General features: G+C 48.4%; 18 protein-coding genes. 15 read left to right on the forward strand and 3 right to left on the reverse strand.

All coding sequences use genetic code 11. From position 1 onward, the window contains the following. The first annotated feature begins 223 nt into the window (after positions 1-223). The 7 genes from SPSPH_RS04125 to SPSPH_RS04150 all read left to right on the forward strand — a co-directional run bounded on the left by SPSPH_RS04125 (position 224) and on the right by SPSPH_RS04150 (position 8785). On the forward strand, positions 224-2983 hold the full coding sequence (locus SPSPH_RS04125) for a sensor histidine kinase (protein ID WP_075753483.1): 2760 nt from the start codon (positions 224-226) through the stop codon (positions 2981-2983). Beyond that, positions 2949-3638, forward strand: coding sequence for a response regulator (locus tag SPSPH_RS04130; protein WP_075753485.1), 690 nt, complete (start codon positions 2949-2951; stop codon positions 3636-3638). The genes SPSPH_RS04125 and SPSPH_RS04130 overlap by 35 nt, the downstream gene beginning before the upstream one ends. Positions 3639-3822: 184 nt before the next feature. Then, on the forward strand, positions 3823-3909 hold the full coding sequence (kdpF, locus tag SPSPH_RS23500) for a K(+)-transporting ATPase subunit F (protein WP_075753487.1): 87 nt from the start codon (positions 3823-3825) through the stop codon (positions 3907-3909). A gap of 1 nt (position 3910) precedes the next feature. Continuing rightward, positions 3911-5617, forward strand: a complete 1707-nt coding sequence (gene kdpA, locus SPSPH_RS04135) for a potassium-transporting ATPase subunit KdpA (protein WP_075753489.1) — start codon at positions 3911-3913, stop codon at positions 5615-5617. A gap of 9 nt (positions 5618-5626) precedes the next feature. Next, positions 5627-7666, forward strand: coding sequence for a potassium-transporting ATPase subunit KdpB (gene kdpB, locus SPSPH_RS04140; protein ID WP_422396981.1), 2040 nt, complete (start codon positions 5627-5629; stop codon positions 7664-7666). 59 nt (positions 7667-7725) lie between these two features. After that, positions 7726-8316 (forward strand): potassium-transporting ATPase subunit KdpC, encoded by a 591-nt coding sequence (kdpC, locus tag SPSPH_RS04145; RefSeq protein WP_075753493.1) that lies wholly within the window; start codon positions 7726-7728, stop codon positions 8314-8316. Positions 8317-8359: 43 nt separating this feature from the next. Continuing rightward, positions 8360-8785, forward strand: coding sequence for a CBS domain-containing protein (locus SPSPH_RS04150; RefSeq protein WP_198930884.1), 426 nt, complete (start codon positions 8360-8362; stop codon positions 8783-8785). Between the two features lie 308 nt (positions 8786-9093). Here the strand turns inward: SPSPH_RS04150 and ygiD are convergent, their stop codons facing one another. The 3 genes from ygiD to SPSPH_RS04165 form a co-directional block, all read right to left on the reverse strand. After that, the gene (gene ygiD / locus SPSPH_RS04155; protein ID WP_075753497.1) at positions 9094-9870 is read right to left on the reverse strand and encodes a 4,5-DOPA dioxygenase extradiol; all 777 of its coding nucleotides are present in this window, start codon (positions 9868-9870) and stop codon (positions 9094-9096) included. A gap of 156 nt (positions 9871-10026) precedes the next feature. Continuing rightward, positions 10027-10908 carry an EamA family transporter gene (locus SPSPH_RS04160; protein WP_075753500.1) on the reverse strand — a complete coding sequence of 294 codons (882 nt, stop codon included), beginning with the start codon at positions 10906-10908 and terminating at the stop codon, positions 10027-10029. A gap of 172 nt (positions 10909-11080) precedes the next feature. Then, the gene (locus tag SPSPH_RS04165) at positions 11081-11296 is read right to left on the reverse strand and encodes a hypothetical protein (RefSeq protein WP_075753502.1); all 216 of its coding nucleotides are present in this window, start codon (positions 11294-11296) and stop codon (positions 11081-11083) included. A gap of 194 nt (positions 11297-11490) precedes the next feature. Between SPSPH_RS04165 and SPSPH_RS04170 the strand changes: the two genes are divergently transcribed. The 8 genes from SPSPH_RS04170 to cysD all read left to right on the forward strand — a co-directional run bounded on the left by SPSPH_RS04170 (position 11491) and on the right by cysD (position 18964). Beyond that, complete coding sequence (locus SPSPH_RS04170) at positions 11491-11679, forward strand: hypothetical protein (protein WP_075753504.1); 189 nt, start codon at positions 11491-11493, stop codon at positions 11677-11679. A 338-nt stretch (positions 11680-12017) separates the two neighbouring features. Continuing rightward, entirely contained in the window at positions 12018-13097 is a 1080-nt protein-coding gene (locus SPSPH_RS04175; RefSeq protein ID WP_075753506.1) for a sulfate ABC transporter substrate-binding protein, read from the forward strand. 17 nt (positions 13098-13114) lie between these two features. Further along, positions 13115-13954, forward strand: coding sequence for a sulfate ABC transporter permease subunit CysT (cysT, locus tag SPSPH_RS04180; RefSeq protein WP_075753508.1), 840 nt, complete (start codon positions 13115-13117; stop codon positions 13952-13954). 168 nt (positions 13955-14122) lie between these two features. Beyond that, entirely contained in the window at positions 14123-15001 is an 879-nt protein-coding gene (gene cysW, locus SPSPH_RS04185; RefSeq protein WP_181382913.1) for a sulfate ABC transporter permease subunit CysW, read from the forward strand. Between the two features lie 21 nt (positions 15002-15022). Next, the gene (locus tag SPSPH_RS04190; protein WP_075753510.1) at positions 15023-16096 is read left to right on the forward strand and encodes a sulfate/molybdate ABC transporter ATP-binding protein; all 1074 of its coding nucleotides are present in this window, start codon (positions 15023-15025) and stop codon (positions 16094-16096) included. A 68-nt stretch (positions 16097-16164) separates the two neighbouring features. Further along, the gene (locus SPSPH_RS04195; protein ID WP_075755949.1) at positions 16165-17850 is read left to right on the forward strand and encodes an adenylyl-sulfate reductase subunit alpha; all 1686 of its coding nucleotides are present in this window, start codon (positions 16165-16167) and stop codon (positions 17848-17850) included. Further along, on the forward strand, positions 17834-18148 hold the full coding sequence (locus SPSPH_RS04200) for a 4Fe-4S dicluster domain-containing protein (protein ID WP_075753512.1): 315 nt from the start codon (positions 17834-17836) through the stop codon (positions 18146-18148). The genes SPSPH_RS04195 and SPSPH_RS04200 overlap by 17 nt, the downstream gene beginning before the upstream one ends. 15 nt (positions 18149-18163) lie before the next feature. Beyond that, complete coding sequence (gene cysD / locus SPSPH_RS04205) at positions 18164-18964, forward strand: sulfate adenylyltransferase subunit CysD (protein ID WP_075753514.1); 801 nt, start codon at positions 18164-18166, stop codon at positions 18962-18964. Positions 18965-18970 lie beyond the last annotated feature (6 nt).

The raw sequence follows: 18970 nt of genomic DNA on the forward strand, positions 1-18970 counted from the left end.
ATATGGTTTTATGATTCGTAGTACAGATAAATGCTTGCTAAAATGATTTGTTGAAGACATGTAGGTGAAATGGTATTCAAGCAGAAAACAATAGTTGTAGACGTAATAAAAACTACTTGACATTACTTTTTAAAATCGGATGCTGTTTCTTACTAGTGTGGACCCATTGCCTCAATACTTAGAATAAGATAAACGTTTGCTTAATAAGGAGTTGATATAGCGCATGAAAAAAGAGGAGGAACGCCGGCCTGACCCTGAAGAGTTGCTGCAACGAATTCATAAAGAGCATCAGGGGAAGTTAACGATTTTTTTGGGAGCGGCTGCCGGTGTTGGTAAAACATATACCATGCTGGAAGCCGCGCATGACCGGTTGGCAGAAGGTGTGCGGGTGGCAATTGGCTGGGTGGAAACGCATGGCCGGGCAGAGACGGAGAAATTAGTGATAGGCTTACCACGCATTGCTCCTACCGTATTAGAATACCGAGGCAAGAAGCTGACGGAAATGGGGATTGACGCGATTCTGGAGCAAAAGCCGGAACTGGTATTGGTGGATGAACTAGCACATACCAACGTGAAGGGCTCCCGGCACGTCCGGCGCTTTCAGGATGTAGAGGAGTTATTAAATGCCGGAATCGATGTTTATACAACGCTGAATATTCAACATATCGAAAGCCTTAACGATGTGGTTGCCCAGATTACTGGTATCATTGTCCGGGAAACAGTACCGGACTCGTTTGTGGAGCAGGCCGACAATATCCAGTTGATTGATATACCGCCGGAAGATCTGATTAAACGGTTAAAGGACGGCAAGGTCTATATTTCCGGTCAGGCGCAGCAGGCGTTAAAAAGTTTTTTCCGTCCGGGAAATATTAATGCCTTGCGGGAGCTTGCCCTGCGCTTTACCGCCTCCCGGGTCGATCAGGATATGGCAGAATACATGCGGAAAAATCATATCGACGGGCCATGGCCGGCAGCCGGCCGGGTAATGGTTTGTGTCAGTGCCAGCCCTTTTTCGGCCCAGCTTATCCGGGCTGCTCAGCGTTTGGCAAAAGGATTACGGGCGGATTTTCTGGCTGTCTATGTCGACACCCCATCCCGCCGCTTTCCCATGGGGGAAAAGGAACGGGACCGGGTGTGGCGCAATTTGAACCTGGCAGAGGAATTGGGTGGCAAAATTGTTACGGTGGCTGGCAACGACATTGTTGAGGAAATGATGAACGTTGCCCGTAACGAAAATGTAACGGCTGTTGTGATCGGCAAACCGCGCCATAGCCGTCTGCGGGAATTTTGGCATGGGTCACTGGTGGACAAGTTGCTTCGAAAGAGTGAGGGCATTAACGTGTATGTCATTCAAAGTAAAGCAGAGGCGGAAACGCATTCTGCTATCAGCACCGCCCGGAATGACGTGCCGGCAATCGCCTGGTTGCCGATTACCGGAGGGCTGGTGATGACGTCAGTGGTTACGGCTATTAGCTGGGTGGGCAGAGAACAATTAGAGCAGGTCAATATTGCCCTGTTGTATTTATTGCCGATTTTATTTACCGCTGTTCGCTGGGGCCGTTGGCCGTCCTATATTACAGCGCTGGCCAGTGTCCTGGCGTTTGACTTTTTATTTACTCCGCCTCTGTTAACATTTAATGTGAGTGATATTCGCTATTTATGGAGTTTTACTATTTTCCTGGTCATTTCCTTTGTAGTTGGCGGTCGGACGGAAATGCTAAAAAAAGAAGTGCGTTTAACAAGGCAGCGGGAAACCAGTGTCCGTACCTTATATGATTTTAGCAGCCAGATTGCGGCGATTATTGATGTAAACCAGATTGCCTGGACCTTTGTCAGACACACAGGTGTAGCGCTTGGACGAAATACGGTACTGCTCTTGCCGGAAGAACAGGGAAGTTTGAAGGTAGAAGCACAATATGAGGCTAATATGCCGGAGGGCAGAGGAGGCCAAGCGGAATTGCCTGCCGCAGAACATGCAGTGGCGAATTGGGTTTGGGTTAATGGGCAGGTAGCAGGACGATCTACGGAGACGCTGCCTGGTGCTGAATTTTTATTCGTGCCGCTGACTGTTGACCGACGGACGGTAGGGGTATTTGGTATCGAATTGGGGCAGCAGAAAATGACGCAGGAAGAGCGGCAGCTAATTTATGCCTGGGCAGGCTTGGCAGCCATTGCCGTGGAACGGGGTAAGCTAACGGAGGCTGCCCGGCAGGCGGCATTATTAAAAGAGTCTGATCAGTTGCGCACGGCATTATTTAATTCAGTCTCTCACGAACTAAGGACGCCGCTGGCTGAAATTAGCGCGGCTATTGCCACTTTACTGGATAGCTCGACGCAATATAGCGCTGAAATCCGCCAGGAACTGCTGGAAACGGTGAAAAGTAGTGCTACCCGCATGGAGCGCGTAGTGGCAAATTTACTGAACACTGCTCGGCTGGAAAGCGGGATGCTGCAATTAAAGATAGACTGGTGTGATGTAGAAGATATTGTGGGCACAGCAATTCGCCGCATGGGTGAAACAACGCACAATCATATCCTCAGGACCCGGATCGCTCCTGATTTGCCGCTGCTTCGGGCCGATTGCGTCTTACTGGAGCATGTTGTAGTGAATTTACTGGATAACGCCATTAAATACTCGCCTCCTGGCACAGAACTCACCATTGCCGCTGAGCAAAGCGGGTCGGAAATTTTTGTTTCCGTAGAAGATAATGGCTGTGGCATTTCCCTGCAGGATTTAGCTAAAATATTTGATAAATTTTACCGGGCATCGCAGCAGGCCGTACAGGTTGCCGGCACAGGCTTGGGTTTATCCATTTGCAAAAGTATCATAGAAGCTCATCAGGGGCGAATTTGGGCTAAGAATAACCCGGGTGGAGGAGCAATTTTTGTTTTTGCTGTACCTGTACCTGCTAATGGTAGTCGGAGTGTGATTAAGGAGAGTGAGTGGGATGACAGAAAAGGGACTCCGAATTTTGGTGGTTGATGATGAGCCGCAAATGCGAAAATTACTCCATGTTTCTCTGCTTGCGCATGGTTATCAATTATGCGAGACGGCAAATGGGCTGGAAGGCATTCAGCAGGCGGCGGCCTTTAAACCTGATCTGGTCATTGTGGACCTGGGATTGCCGGATATGGACGGCAAACAGGTTATTCAGCAGATTCGCGAGTGGTCAGCGGTACCCATGATTATTTTGACAGCCCGTGAGCAGGAAGAGGAAAAGATTGCTGCGCTGGACGCCGGTGCAGATGACTATATTACCAAGCCATTCGGGATAGGTGAGCTTATGGCACGTATACGGGTCTGCCTGCGCCGGGTAGGAAGCAGTGACAACGAACCGATCCGGCGCTGCGGTGGTTTGGCTGTCGATCTGCTGCAACGGCGGGTCACTGTGGATGAACGGGAGATCAAACTGACGCCAACGGAGTATGAATTGATCAAATTCATGATGCTCCATGCTGGGCGGGTGTTGACGCACAAGCAATTGTTAAAGGCGGGGTGGGGCAATGCTTGCGGGGAGGATACCCACTATATTCGCATCTACATTGGCCAGCTGCGACGCAAGATTGAGCAGGACCCGGCTCAGCCCCGTTATATTGTCACCGAATCGGGCGTTGGCTATCGGCTGATGGGACGTTAGACGCCTGTCATTTAAAAAGAAACAGACTGCTTATGACAAGCGGTCTGTTTCTTTTTTGCCGTAAAGGGCAGAGGGAGCGAAATCTTTACATATTTTTTATGCCTTAAGCTAATCTTTTATCAGCATCTTTATCTCCACCGGAGGTACAATAAATTTGAAGTTCAAAGGCGGTAGGAGGGAAACTATGGCTGACTTATGGTTGGCAGGAATTGGGGCTGTCTTGTTACTGGTGTACTTACTTTACGCTTTATGGAAACCGGAGGAATTTTAACATGATGACAGATATGATAATGTTTGGGCTGTTTCTCATTGTGGTACTGCTGCTGGCTTGGCCTTTGAGCAAGTATATGGCTAAAGTGTTTACGATAGAAAAGACATTCCTTGATCCAGTGCTTCAGCCGTTGGAGCGGCTGCTCTACCGATTGGCAGGGATCAAGCCGGAACAGGAGATGAATTGGCGACAGTATGCCGGAGCACTACTGCTGTTTAACGTGTTAGGTGCAACCGTTGTTTTTCTCATTCAAATTCTGCAAGGTGCACTCATTTGGAATCCAGCCGATCTCAGCGGCGTCTCTCCCTGGCATTTGGCGTTCAATACAGCGGTCAGCTTTATGACCAATACGAACTGGCAATCCTACGGCGGGGAATCGACCATGAGCTATTTCACCCAGATGACGGCGCTAACTGTGCAGAACTTTGTTTCAGCAGCCGTGGGGTTGGCAGTAGCGGTGGCCTTGATCCGGGGATTAACCCGTAAGTCGGTTTCAACTATCGGCAATTTCTGGGTCGATCTGGTGCGGGGTACACTCCGCGTGTTGTTACCTTTAGCGATTGTGTTTACCTTACTGTTGGTGCAGCAAGGGGCGATACAGAATTTATCCGCTTACCTGACAGTACAAACGCTGGAGGGCGCGGAACAAATCCTGGCAATGGGGCCGGTGGCTTCCCAGGAAGCCATTAAAATGTTAGGAACGAATGGCGGCGGTTTCTTTAACGCCAACTCGGCCCATCCCTTTGAAAACCCTACACCGTTGACTAGCTTTTTGCAAGCGGTCAGTATTTTTCTCATTCCCACAGCGCTGGTGCTGGCTTTCGGACGGATGGCCCGGGACCGGCGGCAGGGATACGCTGTATTGGCGACAATGGCGTTGTTGTTTGTTCTGATGCTGACAGGGACTTACCTCAGTGAGTTGCATGGAAATCCGAACTTGGCCGGTTGGGGTGTGGACGGTCCTACGGCTATGGAAGGCAAGGAAGTACGGTTTGGTATCGCCGGTTCAGCCTTGTTCGCTACGGTCACGACAGCGGCTTCCTGCGGTGCGGTGAATGCTATGCATGACAGCTTTACACCGCTGGGCGGCCTCTTTCCTTTATTGCAGATGCAGCTGGGAGAAGTCATTATCGGCGGGGTTGGCGCCGGGTTTTACGGGATGATGCTGTTTGTTATTTTGACGGTATTTATTGTAGGGCTGATGGTTGGCAGAACGCCGGAATATCTCGGGAAAAAAATTGAAGCCCGGGAGACCAAAATGGCAACACTGGGGATATTATTCCCCTCGGTTACAATCCTGACCAGCAGTGCTATTGCCGCAGTCACGGGACCCGGCACATCCTCTGTTTTTAATCCCGGGCCGCATGGCCTGAGTGAGGTCATGTATGCGTTCGCTTCTGCCGTAGGTAATAACGGCAGTGCCTTTGGCGGCTTAAGTGCGAACACCCCTTTTTATAATGTAATGCTGGCAATGGGAATGCTGATTGGTCGTTTTAGTGTCATTCTGTCCATTCTGGCGATTGCCGGCGGCATGGCGGAAAAGAAGGTTTCCCCTCCCGGACCCGGCACATTCTCGACAACCGGTTGGCTGTTTGTGATGCTCTTAGCTGGTATTGTCCTGATCATCGGTGCCTTAACATTCTTACCAATGCTGACGTTGGGACCGATCGTCGAACAGTTGCTGATGCTGCAAGGGACTACGTTTTAAAAGGAGCGAATGGGAATGAATACTACTCGAGGCAGCTTTAATAAAGAAATCTTAGGAACTGCAGTGCGCGATGCATTTCGTAAGTTAAGCCCGCGCACACAAATGCGGAATCCGGTCATGCTGATCGTGTATATCGGGGCGATTATCACCACATGGTTTACGGTACGTGATTTTATGCAGGGAGACGGTCAGTCGACCTTCTTTACCTTGCAAATCACACTGTGGTTATGGTTTACAGTTTTGTTTGCTAATTTCGCCGAAGCGGTTGCCGAAGGACGGGGAAAGGCGCAGGCTAATGCCTTGCGCAGCAGCCGTCGCCGGACGAAGGCCAAGAAAGTCAACGGCAGCGAGAAGATCTTGGTAGATGCGGTCGAACTGCGTAAGGGGGACATTGTGCTTGTGGAAGCCGGGGATTTCATTCCCGGCGACGGCGAAATCATCGAAGGGATGGCATCGGTCGATGAAAGCGCTGTAACTGGAGAATCGGCGCCGGTCATTCGTGAATCAGGCGGCGATAAATCTTCGGTCACTGGCGGAACCCGGGTGTTGTCTGACTGGATTAAAATCCAGATTACGGCCAATCCCGGCGAAACATTTCTTGATAGGATGATTTCCCTGGTAGAAGGGGCGAAACGGCAAAAAACACCTAACGAGATTGCCCTGACAATTTTGCTGATTGGCTTGACCATTATCTTTCTGTTTGCCGTAGCTACGCTGGCACCCTTTGGCATATATTCCGAGATCAATATACCGGTGGCAGTCTTAATTGCCTTGCTGGTCTGCTTGATTCCCACAACCATTGGTGGGTTGCTTTCGGCCATTGGCATTGCCGGTATGGACCGGCTGCTAAAACGGAACGTGCTGGCCATGTCCGGTCGGGCTGTAGAGGCAGCAGGTGATGTGGATGCACTGCTGCTGGATAAAACCGGCACCATTACGCTTGGTAACCGGATGGCGACTGAGTTTATCCCGGTTCCCGGCATTAGTCCGGAACAACTGGCCGATGCGGCGCAACTGGCCTCGTTGGCTGATGAAACACCGGAAGGCCGGAGCATCGTTATCTTGGCTAAAGAAAAGTACAATCTGCGGGAACGGAACTTAACGGCGATGGAAGCCGAGTTTGTTCCCTTCACGGCGCAGACCCGGATGAGCGGTGTGAACGTAACTGGCCGGGAAATCCGCAAAGGTGCGGTGGATGCCATCAAAAAATATACGCAAGGGCAGGAGGGAGCATTCCCTGATGCGGTTGAAAAAGCTTGTGAGACAATTGCCAAGAGCGGCGGGACACCTCTTGTCGTGGCGGAAGGCGCACACGTGCTTGGTGCCATTCACCTGAAAGATATTGTGAAAGGCGGTATTAAGGAACGATTTCGCGATCTCAGGCAGATGGGAATCAAAACCATCATGATTACCGGTGATAATCCGCTGACTGCTGCCGCGATTGCTGCCGAGGCCGGAGTGGATGATTTCCTGGCTGAAGCAACGCCGGAAGATAAATTACGGTTAATACGCCAGTATCAAGAACAGGGGATGCTGGTTGCCATGACCGGTGACGGCACCAACGATGCACCGGCATTGGCCCAGGCTGATGTGGGGGTAGCCATGAACAGCGGCACGCAGGCCGCCAAAGAAGCTGGTAATATGGTTGATCTTGATAGTAATCCCACCAAGCTGATTGAAGTGGTGGAAATCGGCAAGCAGCTTTTAATTACCCGTGGCTCCCTGACCACATTCAGTGTGGCCAATGATATCGCCAAATATTTTGCGATCATTCCGGCTATGTTTACCGGAGCGTTTCCGGTGCTAAACGTCTTCAATGTCATGGCCCTGTCTACTCCGGAAAGTGCAATTCTAAGTGCCGTTATCTTTAACGCCTTAGTTATCATCACCTTGATCCCGCTGGCTTTGCGGGGAGTACAATACCGGCCGGTAGGAGCCGAAATCCTGCTCAGACGTAACCTGCTGATTTATGGTGTAGGAGGAATCTTGGCTCCCTTTATTGGGATTAAGCTGATCGACTTGATTATTGTAGCACTTGGACTGGTTTAGCAATGACGGCAAGGTAAAGAGAATGGTTCCAGAATGAAAGGAAAGGGTGGTGAACAAAAATGTTTCGACAAATTATCAGTGCGGCAGTCCTCTTTGTCGCGCTAACCATGATAACCGGTTTTGTTTATCCTCTAGTGATGACGGGCTTGTCACAGGTAGTTTTTCCTGATCAAGCTAACGGGTCGATGATCGTTCGTGACGGAGTACCGATCGGTTCCAGATTAATTGGTCAAATTTTTACCAGTCCCGGCTATTTCCATAGCCGGCCATCGGCGGCTGGCAAGGATGGCTATGACGGGGCCAGTTCCTCCGGTTCCAACCTGGGGCCAACCAATCAGAAACTGGCGGATACGGTGAAGGGTAATGTGCAAAAAGTACGGGAAGAAAACGACTTGCCTGCAGGGACTGCGGTACCTTCTGACTTAGTGCTGGCCTCGGGGAGCGGCCTTGATCCCCACATCACACCTGATGCTGCTTATGCCCAGGCGCAGCGGGTTGCCAGGGAGCGTGGGCTAAGTCCTGATGTGGTGCGACAACTGGTGAAGCAGCATGTGGAAGGAAGGCAATGGGGCATTTTGGGCGAACCCCGTGTCAATGTGCTGGAATTGAATTTGGCACTTGATGCCTGGCAAGTATCCCATTCTCGTTAAAATTAATCGAAATGATAGAGAATAAATGGAGTGTAGTGTTTACGTGGATAAAGGAAAAAACATTCTCTTCTTATTAACACCGAAAGCCATGGTTGCATTTCTTTACGATCACTGTTCCCTGCGGCAAGGACTGGAAAAAATGAGGTTTCATGGCTATACGGCCATACCTGTTATATCAAAGGATGGAACTTATATCGGAACCGTCAGTGAAGGCAATTTCTTATGGCATCTAGTGGATAGTGGTGTGTATACCATGAAATTACAGGAAGAGTATTCGATTCTGGATATAATTCGAAGCGGTTGGAATCCTGCGATTAAGATTGATACTACCATGGATGAATTACTTCTGCGCGTTATGGATCAAAATTTTGTTCCGGTAGTTGATGACCGGGAAAAATTTATGGGGATTATAACGCGTAAAGATGTAATTAAGTATTATCACAGTGCACTGGGACCCAATACGCCTTGATTTTAAGTAACAGTTCAACCATCTCTGGTTGGGATAACAAAACGTACCTTTAGGGCGCGTTTTTGTTATTTGGATACAGCAGGTCGCCTTCAATTAATCGTAGTTGTACTACCAACCGTACAACTACGCGGCGAAAAAGCTCTGTGACGGTCTGTAATGAAATCCAGTATTATCAAGCAGTCATGAGGTTTTGAAAACGAAGAATGACACTAAAAATTGACTCTCAATTAGTAGGTTCGATTCCTACGTGGGTCATTAATGAATCAAGGCTTCCGAGCAATCGGAAGCCTTTTCAACAGAAATCACAATTATTCAAATAAATAACTGGTCATTGATAAACCTCCCAAAGTACAGGACTCGTTGTAAATGGAGAGCCTGTCCGTGGCTTCCGACGCGCCCAACACATAAAGCAACGGGTAAAAGTGATCGGGGTAGTAAAACGCCAGTTCGGCTGATTTACCGGCAGATGTATAATTAATTACGTCCTGATATTCTCTGGCAAGTATTTTATCCCTGATATATCCATCAAATTCGACTGCCCAGGAGTACCCGCCATCCATTTTCCAGTCCACTTTAGAAAGATTATGCACAACATTGCCGCTGGCGAAGAGTAATACCCCTTTTTCTCTCAGATCCCGTAAGTTCCGGCCAATCTGAAAATGAACTTCCGCACTTGCATTGCCGTCTATGCTTAGCTGATAAACGGGAATATCCGCCTCCGGATACATTTTACAAAGTACTGACCAGGTACCATGATCAATTCCCCAGCTATTGTCAAACTCAACTTTACCTTGGATTAATTGTTTCGTAATCTTCGCCAGTTCCGGTGCACCCGGAACATTATACGAAACTTTATATAATTCGTCAGGAAAGCCGTACATATCATATACGGTTCTTGGCTTTTCCGCGTCATTAACTTTACTGCCTTGCGTATACCAATGGGCGGAGATTGACAAAATTGCTGATGGTCTCGGTATTTTACCGGCGATTTCCTGCCAGCCTTTTGTATATTTATTGTCTTCAATCGCATTTAGCGGCGATCCATGCCCGACAAACAGCAAGGGAAACTTGGTTACATTTGTCATAATGTATATCTCCTCTCCAGAAAACGGTTTTATTAAATCATGTCAATAATATATCATCATCCTGCAATTATTGATATTTTCATTATATTCTCTGCAATTCATCTTGTCCATTGTGATTTGGCAATAACGTTAACCATGGCTTTCTACCTGGTGACTTTAACTCTGCTTTGCATTCGCGCGGCGGAGATTGCTGCTGGCAATTCCTCCTAATATGATGGCAACTCCCAGCCACTGCGGCCAGCTTACCTGTTCTGCCAGCACGAGCGAAGACATCATAACGGCCACAGGCAGTTCAGAGGCCGTCAGGATGGTACCGAGTCCTGAGCCAACATGGGGCATGCCAATAGAGAACAACAGCGGCGGCAGAACAACCCCAAACACGCCAAGTAACAATCCATAAGGAATCAAGCCTGTTAACACCGTAACATCAAACAAAAATGTTGGGGGAAATACGATAAAGACAGTTATGGCAGCCCCTGTAGCAAGCAGCGCGCTTTTTAACATCGGGGGAGTTTTCTTTTCAACAGAGCCGCTCAGGAAAATGAACGCGGCAAAGGTTAATGCGGCCAACATGCCCCATAGGGTGCCTTGCCAGGAGAGAGCCGCGCGTTCCTGAAACAGAATATTGGCGGCTAAAACAGAACCAATCAGCAGGATTGCAATGGAAATGAGCTTTATGAGTGCTGGCCGTTTTTTCTGCAACACCCACTCAAACAATGTACCGATCCACACAAATTGAAACAAAAAAATAATAGCCAGCGAGGCATCCAGGGTTTGCAGAGACTGGAAATAAAATATGCCTGTTAAGCCGGAGGGAATTCCTGATAACAGCAGCTTTACCGTTTGCTTGCCTGTTAACTTTTGCTTTTTCGTAAATAAAACAACCAGCCACGCCAGCACCGTCCCGAAAAAATACTGTCCCCCGGTTACTGCATTCACGGTGAACCCTGTAGCATAGGCCAGCTTAACAAAGGTCGATAATATCCCATAACAGCAGCCTCCCAGGAAAACAATGAGAGCATAATGCCAGAATTTCATAACAAAGCCTCCTTTTTTGTATGCAAAAAAGCCACACAAATAGCCAATAAGGCATTTGTGTGGCGAAAATAGAGAAGTTCTCTAGAAAAATCCACATACTGAATCAGTTTTAGTATTCCGTTTCAGGATTAGTATAAAGTCTGTTTTGCCAGTTGTCAATAACTGCTAGTACCTAAGCTTTATAATCGACGCGATGGCCGATGCCGGCTTCATTGGCAGGCTGCTGCTGGTTAGATTCCGGCTTGGAGTTGTTTTTCAGGGACTTTTTTGTTTTTACCTGCCGTTTTTGCCTGCTTTGATGCTGCATTTCCAAGTCAAAATAATCGGGCAGGGCTTTCCGGATAGGTAACACCCGCCTTATCGGCTGGATAGGTTCGACTCTTTCCACAGTACCACCTCGCCTTCAAAAAAATTCCCTCTATTCTTTATGCTTTCACATCGACGGCTCACTGGTCTTATTGGTTTTCTAAGTTTTGTCATAGTTTTGTCACAGCTCCGTATTACTCTTAAGTTAGTGATCAGGGAAGATATTTCCTGCACAGCTGGATTAATTTTCCCACAAACTAGCGAGGAGGAGGAAGAATGACCGAAGATGAAATCTGCGATCGAATCAGGAAAATTTGTGATGCGTTACGATTACCCCAGGAAGGGATTGCGGGGGAGGAGCTTATGCAAGAACTGGAGCTGCTTTGCGGCCTGATGCTGAAAAGGCATAACAGTATTGTTCGCACCGCTCCCTGGCTTTCTGACAGGCCAACTCACAGACTTTGAAAAAAGTTCTTGACTATACAGGCTGCACCAGCTATAATGATGAAAAAATTAAATATGAACGGCTCACCAGAAAACTGGAGGCTAACTACTAACAAGTAGTTAGCCATTTTTATTTTCCGCGGTTATATGTTCAGGTAATACTGGTAGTCCACCAAGCCTAAATCTATGGTGTTCTTGTCGCGAGATTTTCCGCCCAACTTCGTTGTCGTCACCTTACATATGTCCGATATGCGCGGTTCCTCCGCCTTGCTGGACAAAAAATCTCGCGCAATTCATCCTATAGCTTTAGACTTGGCAGACTACTGGGCTGAAATAATAATTTATAAGGGGAGATTGTCATGTTTCAATTAGGTGCAAAACCAAGGCCAAAATCTGTGAAAATCTATCTTCTCATTGCTGCTTTGTCGCTTATGGTAGCCAGCCTGGCAGGCTGCGGCAAGCAAGAGGCCGCAGCCGATAAAGGGAAGCCGGCTGCTCAGCCGGTTACGCTGCTCAACGTTTCTTATGACCCAACCCGCGAATTATACAAGGATTTTAATGAATCCTTCGCCAGCCAATGGAAAGCCAAAACCGGCCAAACTGTTACCATTCAGCAGTCTCATGGTGGTTCGGGCGCTCAGGCGCGTGCGGTGCGTGAAGGTATTGAAGCCGATGTTGTGACATTAGCTTTAGCGCCAGACATCGATGCGGTAGCGCAAACCGGAATTATTTCAGCCGATTGGCAAAAACGCCTGGCACAGAACTCTACTCCTTATACATCCACCATCGTCTTTTTGGTGCGCAAGGGAAATCCCAAGAATATCAAAGACTGGGATGATTTGGTTAAACCAGGGATAGCCGTTATTACTCCCAACCCGAAAACCTCCGGCGGAGCCCGCTGGAACCATCTGGCAGCCTGGGGATACTCGTTGAAGCAAAATAATAATGATGAAACTAAGGCCAAAGAATTTTTAACCAAACTATATCAAAATGTACCGGTGCTTGATACCGGAGCCCGGGGCTCAACCACCACTTTTGTGGAACGCGGCATAGGTGATGTCCTGCTGGCATGGGAAAATGAAGCCTTACTGGCAGAAAAGGAATTAGGTAAAGACAAATTTGAAATCATAGCGCCTTCCTTAAGTATTCTGGCTGAACCGCCTGTCGCAGTGGTCGATAAAGTAGTCGATAAAAAGGGAACCCGGCAGATAGCTGAGGCGTATCTCCAATATCTCTATACCGACCAGGGACAGGAGCTTGCTGCTAAACATTACTACCGACCGCGGGCAGAGGCTGTTGCTGCCAAATATGCTAACCAGTTCCCTAAGCTCAGCCTGTTTACGATAGCTGAACTTGGTGGCTGGACAGAGGCTCATAACAAGCACTTTAAAGATGGCGGCATTTTTGATCAAATTTATGAACCAAAAGCCAAACAATAACGAAGTGGGGAATAATCATGAGTCTTAAATCCCTTACTATAACGAAACATAGCATCCTGCCGGGTTTTGGACTCACTATGGGCTTTACCATGTTATATATTGGGCTCCTAGTATTGATTCCGTTATCTACCATTATTCTTACGGCAGCTGGAATAGGGTGGGCAGAGTTTTGGGAAATAGTCACAGCTCCGAGACTGGTGGCATCCTATAAACTCAGTTTTGGCGCATCCCTGATTGCCGCCTCCATAAACGCCATATTTGGCTTATTGGTAGCCTGGGTACTGGTACGCTATTCGTTTCCCGGCAAACGAATTATCGATGGACTTGTTGACCTGCCATTTGCTCTTCCTACCGCCGTTGCCGGTATTACATTAACCACGCTGTATGCTCCAAACGGCTGGATTGGCAGCCATTTGGCCTTACTTGGCATCAAAGGCGCCTACTCGCCTCTGGGGGTTGTCATAGCCCTTACCTTTATTGGATTGCCGTTTGTGGTGCGCATGGTTCAACCTGTCCTGCAAACATTAGACAAAGAAGTAGAAGAAGCGGCGGCCAGCTTGGGGGCTGGTCGCCTGCAAACTTTTACCAGGATTATCTTGCCGGAGATATTCCCAGCCCTCTTGACCGGGTTTGCGCTGGCGTTTGCCCGGGCTTTGGGGGAATATGGATCAGTTGTGTTTATCTCAGGCAATATGCCGATGAAAACCGAGATTACGCCGCTGCTGATTATGACTAAGCTTGAGCAATATGACTACAGCGGTGCCAGTGCCATAGCGGCGGTTATGCTGTTTGTTTCATTTATCCTGCTGTTCGTAATTAACCTTTTGCAGTGGTGGCAGGGGAGACGGCATGGCTGATTATAAATGTAGACTTGATTCAGGTGGAGTTTTACTCCAGCTGAATCCTAGTCGGAATTATCCAGGGGCTTACTCGCTCGCCTGTGCCCGTAGGGGTATAAATCACGCTTATAGAAGCGGGAGTCTTAGAGCGAGTTGGCCATCGGATAGAAGGAGGCGCGACACCTTATGGCCAGTAATATAGCACTGCGGTCAAAAACTATACGGCAAACTCCCGGCTCAACAACCGAACTGCCATTGGTTCGCTGGCTGCTTATTGCCCTTGCCCTCGCATTTCTGGGGTTAATGCTGATTGTTCCTGTCATTGCCGTATTTGTAAAAGCATTTGAACAAGGCTTGGCATTGTATGTTAAAGCCATTACAGAACCGGATGCGTTGGCTGCTATTAAGCTTACGCTGCTGACAGTAAGCATTGCTGTACCGCTTAATACACTGTTTGGGCTGACGGCGGCCTGGGCAATAGCCAAATTTGAGTTCAGAGGCAGAAACTTTCTAATCACACTGATTGACCTGCCGTTTGCTGTTTCGCCGGTTATTGCCGGACTGATTTTTGTATTCTTGTTTGGCAAACCGGGTATCTTCGGCCCGTGGCTGGCTGCCCACGATATCAAGATTATTTTTGCTGTGCCGGGGATTGTTTTGGCCACAGTTTTTGTTACTTTCCCTTTTATTGCCCGCGAACTAATACCACTGATGCAGGCTCAGGGAACAGCCGAGGAAGAGGCGGCATTAACTTTAGGCGCGAACGGCTGGAAAACTTTTTGGCATGTTACCTTACCCAATATCAAATGGGGGCTGATTTACGGCGTTATTCTTACAAGTGCGAGGGCAGTGGGTGAATTCGGTGCGGTATCGGTTGTTTCAGGACATATTCGCGGCCTTACCAACACCATGCCGCTGCATGTTGAAATTTTATATAATGAATACCAGTTTGTTGCGGCATTTGCCGTGGCTTCCCTGATGACGCTGCTGGCCATCATAACCTTAGTTGTAAAAAACATTGCCGAATGGGAAGTGCAGCAGCAAAGCCAGGAGTTAGCTGAGTAGTGTGTACGGGGAGGTAAAGTAATGAGTATTGAGATCATTAATATACATAAGCAGTTTGGTTCGTTTACAGCCTTGAAAGATATCAATCTGACAATTCCAACAGGCGAACTTGTGGCCCTTTTAGGGCCGTCCGGTTCAGGCAAAACGACGTTGCTGCGAATCATCGCCGGTTTAGAGCTGGCCGATCAGGGTTCAATCCTCTTCAATGGTGAAGATACCGCCCAAAGAAATGTCCAACAACGGCAGGTAGGGTTTGTTTTTCAGCATTATGCATTATTCCGCCATATGACTGTTTTTGATAATATTGCTTTTGGCTTACATGTCCGCCCAAGCAAATTGCGTCCTGCAAAAACCGAGATTCAGGCAAAGGTACAAAAACTATTGAGTCTGGTTAAGCTCGAGGGTATGGCTCACCGTTACCCAACCCAGTTGTCCGGCGGGCAGCGGCAGCGGGTGGCACTGGCCAGAGCGCTTGCCGTTGAACCGCAGGTGCTGCTTTTAGATGAACCGTTTGGCGCTTTGGATGCCAAAGTGCGGAAAGAATTACGGCGCTGGCTTAGACAATTGCATGACGAACTTCATGTTACCAGTGTGTTTGTTACCCATGATCAGGAAGAGGCGCTGGATGTAGCAGACCGCATCGTAATCCTTAACAATGGCCGGATTGAACAACTGGGGACACCTGAGGAAGTGTATGAACACCCGAACAGTCCGTTTGTATACGACTTTTTAGGAAACGTAAATTTATTCCGCGGGCGCATTCATCGAGGCCGGATCAGTCTTGGCTCAATTGAACTGGCAGCACCTGATCATATTGATACGCTGGATACACAGGCCGTAAGCTTTGTGCGTCCTTATAACATTGAAGTGGAACGGGAAGGCAAGGGGCAGGAGTTTATTCCGGCACGTATTCTGTATATTCGGGCCGTAGGGCCGACTGTCCATCTGGAATTAAAAAGGGAAGATACCGGCGATTTCGTGGAAGTAGAATTAAGTAAAGAACGATTCCGGGAACTCAATATAAAGTTAGGTGAGCAAGTATTTGTCAAACCTAAAGATCTTCGAATATTTATCCCTGAAGATTATGTTATCTAATGTCAACCGTTCTTCCGGCATTGATTTGGGGGAGATGAATTCAGCGAATGGGAAAGCAGTGTGAAGGTATGAATGTAGCGGAAAAACGTCTGGAAACAGATATTCTCATTATTGGCGGCGGGACGGCAGGCTGTTTTGCTGCCATAACTATTGCCGGGAAGGCTGCGGCAAAAGTCATTATTGCCGAAAAGGCCAATATCAAGCGCAGCGGTTGTCTGGCAGCCGGTGTTAATGCCCTGAACGCTTATATTGTCAAAGGTCAAACACCGGAAACCTACCTTAATTATGTCAAAAATGATGCTGCCGGTGTGGTCAGAGAAGATCTTGTCTATACGGCGGCAGAGCGGTTTAATCAAGTCACCCGTAAAATGGAAGGTCTTGGGCTGGTGATACAAAAAGATGAGCACGGCGAGTATGCTGCCCGGGGAACCAGAAATATCAAAATCAATGGTGAGAATATAAAACCGCTGCTGGCGGAAGCCGTGCTGAACAGTCCGCGCGTTACCGTAATAAACCGGATTAATATTGTTGATTACATTATCAAGGATGGCGCAGTAGCAGGCGCGTACGGGTTTTCCCTGGATTCTCCCACTTTTTACGTTATCTCGGCAAAGGCTGTAATCTGTGCCACCGGCGGAGCCGCCGGGCTTTATCGGCCTAATAATCCCGGTTTTTCCCGGCATAAAATGTGGTACAGTCCATTTAATACCGGCGCAGGTTATGCCATGGGAATCAGGGCAGGTGCGGAAATGACCACCTTTGAAATGCGTTTTATTGCTTTGCGGTGTAAGGACACCATCGCCCCCACCGGCACGATTGCCCAGGGTGTTGGCGCACCGCAGGTAAACAGCCAAGGGGAAGAATATGAACAGCAATATGGCAATATGAGCACTGCCAACCGCCTGTATTCTACCGTCATGGAAAATAGAAACGGCAGAGGGCCCTGCTTTTTGCAAACGAAAGCCATTTCTCCGAAACAGGAGGACGAATTATATAAAGCCTATCTGAATATGGCTCCGTCCCAGACGCTGCGATGGCTTGAGCGGCAGGGACCTGCTTCAGAAAATGTAGAGATTGAGGGAACCGAGCCTTACATTGTGGGTGGACATACGGCCAGCGGGTACTGGGTGGACACCAAACGGGCAACCACCATTAACGGACTCTACGCAGCCGGCGACGTAGCCGGCGGCTGCCCGCAAAAGTATGTGACAGGCTGTTTTGCCGAGGGCGAAATTGCTGCTTTGGCAAGCTTAGAATATATCCGGGATAAACATAACCGGTGGCCCGGACAAAACGAAATAGACAATAAAATTGCGGCATTGCAACAACTGCTGCAGGCAGAGCCGGCACTTCATACTGCCGAAAGCATCGAAGAAGCCATGCAGAAAACCATGGATGATTATGCAGGAGGCATTTCATCAGGCTACATCTTTAATTACCAGAAACTACAGGTGGCCAAACAGCGCATTGAAGAGCTGCTGGAAATGTGCGGCCAGTTAAGAGCCAGCGACATGTACCAGCTGCTAAGCATCCAGGAGGTTATTGACAGGCTGTTTGTCTGCAAGGTCCTTATCCGGCATCTGGAAGCCAGGCAGGAGACCCGCTGGCATGCCTTTCAGGAAAATGCCGACTATCCGGAAAAAAATGATAATAACTGGTTGAAATATGTTAATTCCAGACTAAGTAACGGCGAGATCAGGCTTGTGTTCAGAGACTTGGTAAAGAGGGATGAAATTTATGAGCATCAGGATTGACAGCCATAAGTGCAGCGGGTGTGGCAAATGCCGGGAGGTATGTCCCGGGAGTTTGCTCCGGGCGACAGACTCTGGTCGGACAGATATCAGGGAGCCTAAAGATTGTTGGGGATGTACTTCCTGTCTCAAAGAATGCAGCTGCAATGCCATTACATACTATCTCGGGGCCGACATGGGGGGGCGGGGCAGCCTGCTCCACACCCGGCAGGAGGGAAATCTGCTGCACTGGATTGTCACAGAGCCAAACGGCCGGGAAAAAACCATCACTGTAGATAAGAAACAAGCCAATGCATACTAAGGAGGAGTCGCTATTATGGATCATTTAGATCGTTTGGAAGCGCAAAGTATATTCATACTGAGAGAGGCATATAAGAAGTTCGGTAAGCTAGGTATGCTATGGTCAATTGGTAAAGACTCCACTGTTTTATTGTGGCTGGCCAAAAAAGCTTTTTTCGGACATTGTCCGTTCCCGTTCATCCATGTCGATACTGCCTATAAAATCCCTGAGATGATTGAGTTCAGAGACCAAATAGCCAAACAATACAATATTGAACTAATTGTTCACAGCAATGAAGAGGCTTTGCAGGCAGGGATGGGACCGGATAAAGGACGTCTGGTGTGCTGCAGGGCCTTAAAAACCGACGGACTGCAGCAAGTGGTCACCAAATATGAGTTTGAAGGACTGATATTGGGGATACGCCGTGATGAAGAAGGCTCACGCTCCAAAGAACGGGTTTTCAGTGAAAGAAATAAAGATTCGGAGTGGGATTACACCAACCAGCCGCCTGAACTCTGGAACCAATTTAAGACCGATTTCCCCAAAGGGAATCACATCCGGGTACATCCGATTTTGCATTGGAATGAAATTGATATCTGGTCATATATCGCCAGAGAGAAGATCCCGCTTGTGGATCTCTATTTTGCCAAAAACGGCAAAAGATACCGCAGTCTTGGCTGTGCTCCCTGCACCGGGCAGATTGACTCTAATGCAACTACGGTTGCGGAAATTATCGAGGAGCTTAAAAACACCAAACAAGGTGAACGGGCCGGGCGCGCCCAGGATCAGGAGGATTCATACGCCATGCAAAAACTACGCAAAGATGGATATATGTAATAAGCA

This window comes from Sporomusa sphaeroides DSM 2875 (assembly GCF_001941975.2).
Classification (GTDB): domain Bacteria; phylum Bacillota; class Negativicutes; order Sporomusales; family Sporomusaceae; genus Sporomusa; species Sporomusa sphaeroides.